The organism is Micromonospora halophytica (assembly GCF_900090245.1).
GTDB lineage: Bacteria > Actinomycetota > Actinomycetes > Mycobacteriales > Micromonosporaceae > Micromonospora > Micromonospora halophytica.
Map to the genome: position 1 here is coordinate 59,569 of NZ_FMDN01000008.1, position 6,409 is coordinate 65,977.

Genomic DNA, 6,409 nt, shown 5'->3' on the forward strand with positions numbered 1-6,409 from the left:
TCAGCCGCCGAGCACGACGGAGACGGCGGCGATCAGCGAGTCCACCGTGCGGGTCGGGGCGAACCGGGCGTCCGACCAGCGGCGTCCCCGGTGCAGCCAGACGCTGGGCAGACCGACGGCGGCGGCCCCGCCGATGTCCGCCTCCGGGCCGTCCCCCACCACCCACGCCCCGCGCAGCGACATCCGGGCCCGTTGCGCGGCGAGCGCGAAGATCCGCGGGTTGGGCTTGCTGACCCCGGCCTCCTCGGAGATCACCCAGTCCGCGACGTACCGGTCCAGCCCGGTCCCCCTGATCTTGGCGTCCTCCTGCCGGACCGAGCCGTTGGTGACCACCACCGGCACCCAGCCGGCGTCGTCGGCGATCCGCAGCGCGCAGGCGACCAGCGGATCGAGGCGGGTGTTCGCCACCACCCCGTCGCGCAGTTCGTCCACCAGGTCGATGGAGGGGATGCGCAGGTCGTACCGGTCGCGGATGGCGTCGGCGACGTCCCACCGGTCGGTGAGCCCGTCGGCGTCGATGGAGACCAGCCAGTCGATGTCGGTGCCGGGCGCGCCGATCTCGGCCAGGAAGCGCTCACCCCACGCGCGGAACGGCCCGGCCCGGTCGAGCAGGGTGTTGTCCAGGTCGAGGAGGAGCAGCGGCACTTGGGCACCTTACGGCAGTGGGCGGCTCGGTCGACAGGGCCGAGCACCCCGTCGACGTCCGTCAGGCCGGCAGCGCCGTTCGGGGGAAGCCCTGGTCGACGGGTCGGTCGGCGAGCATCGTGTGTGCGGAACGGGTGGCCGCCAGCACCGCCGGATCGAGCGTGGCGACCAGCACGTCCTCACCGGAGTCGGCGCCCCGGGCCAGCGGACGGCCCTGCGGGTCGTAGACCGCCGCGCCGCCGTTGAACCGCCACGGCTCGGCACCGTCGACGGCATTGGCGAAGACCACGTACATGGTGTTGTCCAGGGCCCGGGCGGCGTAGTAGAGGTCGCGGCGGTGCCCGGAGCCGGCCAGGTAGCCGCTCGGGCAGAGGTAGCCGTGCGCGCCGTCGACCGCGGCGGCCCGGGCATGCTCGGGGAAGCAGCCGTCGTAGCAGATGCCGAGGCCGAGCCGCCAGCCGTCGACCAGCAGCGACGCGCCCCGCCGGCCGGCGTCGAACAGGTCCCGCTCGCCGCCCCAGAGCTGCTGCTTGTCGTACCCGGCCCGGACCGCGCCGGTCGGGTCGACGACCAGGGCGGAGATGGTCCGGCGGCCGTCGGGGTGGCGGACCGCCGCGCCGACGACCGCGGTGAGCCGGCCGTCGCGGGCGGCGGACCGCACCGGGTCGAGCCGGGGGTCGTCGACCGCGCCGTCGCCGGTGGCGGCCACGTCGGTGCCGGCCGGGTCCGCGGCCAGCGTCGGCGGGTGGTACGCCGGCAGGAACAGCTCGGGCAGCACGGCGACCCGGGCGCCCTGCCCGGCGGCCCGGGCGAGCAGCCGGGCGGCGGTCACCGCGTTGCCGGGCAGGTCGCCGGGGGTCGGATCGGCCTGCACCGCGGCGACGGTCAGCGGGGCGGGAGGAAGGAGCGTGGAGGTGACCGGGGGCGTCGTCACCGGGCGATCCTAACCGGATCGGTGAGGAGCGCCGTCCCACGACGTGAGCAATCCAAGCCGTACGTACGGTTTGCGTAACGGAGGGTCAGCTGCAACGATCGACCTGTGCCCAGAGTAAGTCAGGACCAGCTCGACGCCCGCCGGCAGGAGATCCTCGGTGCGGCGCGGGCCTGTTTCGCCCGGCACGGCTACGAGGGAGCCACCGTCCGCCGACTGGAGGAGGCCACCGGGCTGTCCCGGGGCGCGATCTTCCACCACTTCCGGGACAAGGACTCGCTCTTCCTCGCCGTGGCCGAGGACGACGCCGCGGCCATGGTCGAGACGGTCGCCCGCAACGGCCTGGTCCAGGTCATGCGGGACCTGCTCGCCCGGGCGGTCTCCCCGGACACCACCGGCTGGCTGGGCAGCCAGCTGGAGGTCTCCCGCCGGCTGCGCACCGACCCGGCCTTCGCCCGCCGCTGGGCCGAGCGCTCCGCCGCCATCGCCGAGGCGACCCGGGAGCGACTGGTCCGCCAGCGGGAGGCGGGCGTGCTCCGCGAGGACGTCCCGATCGACGTGCTGGCCCAGTTCCTCGAGCTGGCGTACGACGGTCTGGTGTTGCACCTGGCGATGGGGCGGCCGGCCGGCGACCTGGGGCCGGTGCTGGATCTGGTCGAGGAGGCCGTGCGCCGGCGCTGAGCGTCTCGGCTCGGTAACTGGGCCGCCGCGCCGGTCGGGACGTGGCGGGGCTGCTCCACAATGATGCCGCGATCCCCTCGCGCGACAGGAGCAGCCATGACCGTCCTCGCCGCCCCGGGCGACACCTGGGGCATCTCCGGTCCCGTCTTCCTCGGCCTGTACCTGCTGGCCGCCGTGGTGGTGGTCGGCGGCGCGATCGTGCACCGGTCCCGGGTCGTCGCCGGGCGGTCGGTCGGCACGATCGACGTCCTCGGCCCGCAGCAGGTGGCGTACCTCAACGGCGGCAACCAGCTCGCGGTCTGGGCCTCGCTGGGCGGGCTGCGCGGCAGCGGCGCGGTCGGCGTACGCCCCGACCGGCGGCTCACCACCGGCAGCGCCCTGCCCGCCGGGGTCACCCCACTGGACCAGGCGATCCACCACGCGGCCCGGCGCAACCTGTACGCCCGGGAACTGACCCGCGACGAGTGGGTGGCCCGGGCCCTGACCGAGCTGCGCGAGGGCCTCGAACGACAGGGCCTGGCGCTCTCCCCCGCGCAGCGCCGCACCGCCCGCAACGGCTCCCTGGCGGTACTCGGGCTGCTCGTGCTCGGCGCGGTACGGATGGGCGCCGGGCTGTCCCAGGGCAAGCCGATCGCCTTCCTGCTGGTCGCCTTCCTCGCCCTGGCCGTCACGGCGATCCTGCTGAACCGGGTGCCGTGGCGTACCCGGGCGGCCGACGCCGCGCTGCGCGAGCTGCGCCGACGCCACACCCACCTCGCCCCTGCCTCCGCGCCGGCGTACGCCACCTACGGCGCGGCCGGAGCGGCGATGGGCGTCGCCCTGTTCGGCACCGTCTCGCTCTGGAGCCTGGACCCGGGCTTCGCCGAACAGGCCGAGATCCAGCGGCAGGCGCTCAGCTCCGGCGGCGGGGCGGGCAGTTCCAGCGGCAGTTCCTGCGGGGGCGGCAGCTCGTGCAGCGGCGGCAGCTCCTGCGGGGGTGGTGGCGGCTGCGGCGGCGGGTGCGGCGGGTGACCGGCCCGAGCGGCGTGGGCATCGGCTGGCGGCCGGAGATCGCCGGTTTCGTCGCCGAGCTGCCCGGGCTGCGCTTCGTCGAGGTGGTCGCCGAGTCGGTGCACGGCGAGCTGCCGCCGGGCCTCGCCGAGCTGCGGGCGCGCGGGGTCACCGTCGTGCCGCACGGGGTGCGGCTCTCCCTCGGCGGCGCGGAGCCGGTCGACCCGGCCCGGGTGGCCCACCTGGCGCGGGTGGCGGAGCTGGTCGGGGCGCCGCTGGTCAGCGAGCACATCGCGTTCGTCCGGGCCGGCGGTCTGGAGGCCGGCCACCTGCTGCCCCTGCCGCGCAGCCGGGAGGCGGTGGCCGCGGTGGCGGCCAACGTCCGGCGCGCGCAGGCCGAGCTGCCGGTGCCGCTGGCCCTGGAGCCGATCGCCGCCCTCTTCGACTGGCCCGACGACGAACTGGACGAGGCGGACTTCCTCACCGAGATCCTCGACGCCACCGGGGCGACGTTGCTGCTCGACGTCGCCAACGTGCACGCCAACGCCCGCAACCGGGGCGGCGACCCGCTCGCCCTGCTGGACCGCCTGCCGCTGGACCGGGTCGCGTACGTCCACGTGGCCGGCGGCGCCGAGCGGGGCGGCTTCTACCACGACACGCACACCGATCCCGTGCCGCCGGAGGTGCTCGACCTGGTCGGCGCGCTCTGCGCCCGGCACCGGCCGCCGGCGCTGCTGCTGGAACGCGACGGCCGCTACCCGCCCGCGGCGGAGCTGCGGGCCGAACTGGACGCCCTGGCCGCCACCTCCGGATACCCGGTGGTCACATGACCGGGGCCGGGCCGCCGACCGAGGCGTCGTCCGTACCGCGAGCGGTGGCGTCGTCGGGTGACCTGGCCGCCCGGCAGGCCGCGCTGGTGGCGGCCCTGGTCGCCGGCGCGCCCACCCCGCCCGGCTTCGCCACCGCCCCGGTGGACGCGGCCCGGGCCGCGCTGCTGCGCAAGCGGGCCGGCGACGTCGCGCGGCACTGGCCGCTGCTCGCCGCCGGCCTCGGTGACGCCTGGTGGGAGACCTTCCGTGACTGGGCGGCGCACCGGCCGACCAACGGGTCGCTGCGCGACGGCTGGGACCTGGCCCGCGCCCTGCGTGTGGGGGGCGCCCTGCCCCCGCTCGGCGCCGAGGAGCTGGCGGCACGCGAGGCGGCCACCCGCTACGACGGCCTCGACACGCCGCGGCCCCGTCGGCTGCCGGCCGTCGCCCGCGCCGGCGGCGCCGTCGCCGTCCAGCTCGCCGGCCGGGTACGCCTGCTGCGCCCGGCCCGCCGCTGAGCCCACCGCCGGGTGCGACCGGTACGCGGGTACGGCAGGATCGACCGCATGGATCTCGGACTCACCGATCAGGTGTACGTGCTGACCGGCGCCTCTCGCGGGCTGGGCTTCGCCACCGCGCAGTGCCTCGTCGCCGACGGTGCCCGGGTGGTCGTCTCCGCGCGGGCGCCGGAGCGGGTCGCCGAGGCGGTGGCGCGGCTGGGCGGCCCGGAGCACGCCATCGGGCTCACCGCCGACCTGGCCGACCCGGCCACCCCGCAACGACTGGTCACCGCGGCCCGGGAGCACTTCGGCCGGCTGGACGGCGCACTGGTCTCGGTCGGCGGGCCGCCCCCGGGCACCGCCGCCCGGGTCGACGACGAGCAGTGGCGGCAGTCCTTCGAGACGGTCTTCCTGGGCAGCGTGCGGATGGCCCGTACGGTCGCCGCCGCGCTCACCGACGGCGGCGCGATCGGGCTGGTGCTGTCCACCTCGGCACGCAGCCCGGTGCCCGGCCTCGGCATCTCCAACGGCCTGCGGCCCGGCCTGGCCGGGGTGGCCAAGGACATGGCCGACGAGTACGGGCCCCGGGGCGTACGGGTGCTCGGCCTGCTGCCCGGACGGATCATGACCGACCGCAACCGCGAACTCCTCGCCGCCACGGGCGACGTGGAGGCAGCCCGGGCCGAGGCGGAGGCCGGCATCCCACTGCGCCGCATCGGCGACCCTGCCGAGTTCGGCCGGGTCGCCGCGTTCCTGCTCTCCCCCGCAGCGGGCTACGTCACCGGAGTGACCGTGCCGGTCGACGGCGGCGCGCTGCGCGGCCTGTGACGCCGCCCCGCCGTATGCCCGCCGGGGGACGGAACGCGGGCCCGGCCACCGGCGGCCGTGGGCACCCCGCCGACGACCTCGGGCACACCGCCGACGGACGGGGACGGGCCGCCGGCGGCGGACGGCACCCGCGTCCGACGAAGGAGGAGCTGGCCGCGGCGGCGGACCGGACCATCCCGGACGTCATCGCCGGCGGGCTGGACGTGGTCTTCGTCGGCATCAACCCGGGTTTGTGGTCGGCCGCGACCGGCTGGCACTTCGCCCGGCCGGGCAACCGCTTCTGGCCGGCCCTGCACCGGGCCGGGTTCACCCCGCGCCAGCTGCACCCCAGTGAGCAGGACGAGCTGCCCCGCCTGGGGCTGGGCATCACCAACATGGTGGCCCGGGCCAGCGCCCGCGCCGACGACCTGACCGCCGCCGAGCTGGTGGCCGGCGCGGAGGTCCTGGCCGGCAAGGTGGAGCGGTACCGGCCGGCCTGGGTGGCGGTGGTCGGGGTGACCGCGTACCGGATCGGCTTCGCCCGGCCGAAGGCCGGCTTCGGCCCCCGACCGGAGCGGCTGGCCGGCGCCCGGCTCTGGGTGCTGCCCAACCCGAGCGGGCTGAACGCCCACTTCACCGCCGAGACGCTCGGCGCCGCCTTCGGCGAACTGCGCGCGGTGGTCGCCGGCTAGACGAGTTGTTCCGAAGTCCGGTCAGTGGTCGTAGGCGATCAGTGATCGGGTGACGGGTGCGTTGGTCTTGTTGTTGTGCCAGATCGCGGCGGCCATGGCCAGGAGACGTTGAGCCACCCGCACGGCAACGCCGGCGAAGGTACGGCCGCCGTGTTCCTCCAGGTCAAGCTGGCCCTTGAGGGTGTCGTTGACTGACTCGATGAGCTGGCGGACCTTCTTGAGCGTCGCCTCGCCGTAACGGGTTTTCTCCTTCTTGCGTGACGGCCGTAGCAGTTCGATGCCCTGCTCGGCCAGGTTCCGCTCGAATGCCTTGGACGCGAAGCCCTTGTCCGAGATCAGCAGGATGCCTGGGTG

Annotated in this window: 9 protein-coding genes; 6 read left to right on the top strand and 3 right to left on the bottom strand. The window is 76.0% G+C overall.

The genetic code is table 11. The annotated features are described in order from the left end of the window. Positions 1–645: an HAD family hydrolase gene (locus GA0070560_RS13675; RefSeq protein WP_091295969.1), complete on the bottom strand. Its 645-nt coding sequence runs from the start codon at positions 643–645 to the stop codon at positions 1–3. A 61-nt stretch (positions 646–706) separates the two neighbouring features. Then, complete coding sequence (locus GA0070560_RS13680) at positions 707–1,579, bottom strand: carbon-nitrogen hydrolase family protein (RefSeq protein ID WP_091295973.1); 873 nt, start codon at positions 1,577–1,579, stop codon at positions 707–709. Positions 1,580–1,684: 105 nt separating this feature from the next. Between GA0070560_RS13680 and GA0070560_RS13685 the strand changes: the two genes are divergently transcribed. From GA0070560_RS13685 to mug, 6 genes are all read left to right on the top strand, one after another. Further along, positions 1,685–2,257: a TetR/AcrR family transcriptional regulator gene (locus GA0070560_RS13685; RefSeq protein WP_088975104.1), complete on the top strand. Its 573-nt coding sequence runs from the start codon at positions 1,685–1,687 to the stop codon at positions 2,255–2,257. Between the two features lie 96 nt (positions 2,258–2,353). Beyond that, entirely contained in the window at positions 2,354–3,268 is a 915-nt protein-coding gene (locus GA0070560_RS13690) for a TIGR04222 domain-containing membrane protein (protein ID WP_091295977.1), read from the top strand. Next, entirely contained in the window at positions 3,265–4,077 is an 813-nt protein-coding gene (locus GA0070560_RS13695) for an MbnB/TglH/ChrH family RiPP precursor modification enzyme (RefSeq protein WP_091296499.1), read from the top strand. The genes GA0070560_RS13690 and GA0070560_RS13695 overlap by 4 nt, the downstream gene beginning before the upstream one ends. After that, positions 4,074–4,574, top strand: a complete 501-nt coding sequence (locus GA0070560_RS13700; protein WP_091295981.1) for an SCO6045 C-terminal-like domain-containing protein — start codon at positions 4,074–4,076, stop codon at positions 4,572–4,574. Before GA0070560_RS13695 ends, GA0070560_RS13700 begins: the two co-directional genes overlap by 4 nt. 48 nt (positions 4,575–4,622) lie before the next feature. After that, positions 4,623–5,384, top strand: coding sequence for an SDR family oxidoreductase (locus GA0070560_RS13705; RefSeq protein ID WP_091295985.1), 762 nt, complete (start codon positions 4,623–4,625; stop codon positions 5,382–5,384). 14 nt (positions 5,385–5,398) lie between these two features. Continuing rightward, the gene (gene mug / locus GA0070560_RS13710) at positions 5,399–6,055 is read left to right on the top strand and encodes a G/U mismatch-specific DNA glycosylase (RefSeq protein WP_091295990.1); all 657 of its coding nucleotides are present in this window, start codon (positions 5,399–5,401) and stop codon (positions 6,053–6,055) included. Between the two features lie 21 nt (positions 6,056–6,076). Here the strand turns inward: mug and GA0070560_RS13715 are convergent. Beyond that, the coding region (locus tag GA0070560_RS13715; protein WP_281184131.1) for a transposase at positions 6,077–6,409 on the bottom strand (333 nt) is incomplete at its 5' end.

Coding starts and splice junctions, on each gene's coding strand:
- GA0070560_RS13690 (WP_091295977.1), top strand. CDS start 2,354: ATGACCGTCCTCGCCGCCCCGGGCGACACCTGGGGCATCTCCGGTCCC.
- GA0070560_RS13700 (WP_091295981.1), top strand. CDS start 4,074: ATGACCGGGGCCGGGCCGCCGACCGAGGCGTCGTCCGTACCGCGAGCG.
- GA0070560_RS13705 (WP_091295985.1), top strand. CDS start 4,623: ATGGATCTCGGACTCACCGATCAGGTGTACGTGCTGACCGGCGCCTCT.
- mug (WP_091295990.1), top strand. CDS start 5,399: ATGCCCGCCGGGGGACGGAACGCGGGCCCGGCCACCGGCGGCCGTGGG.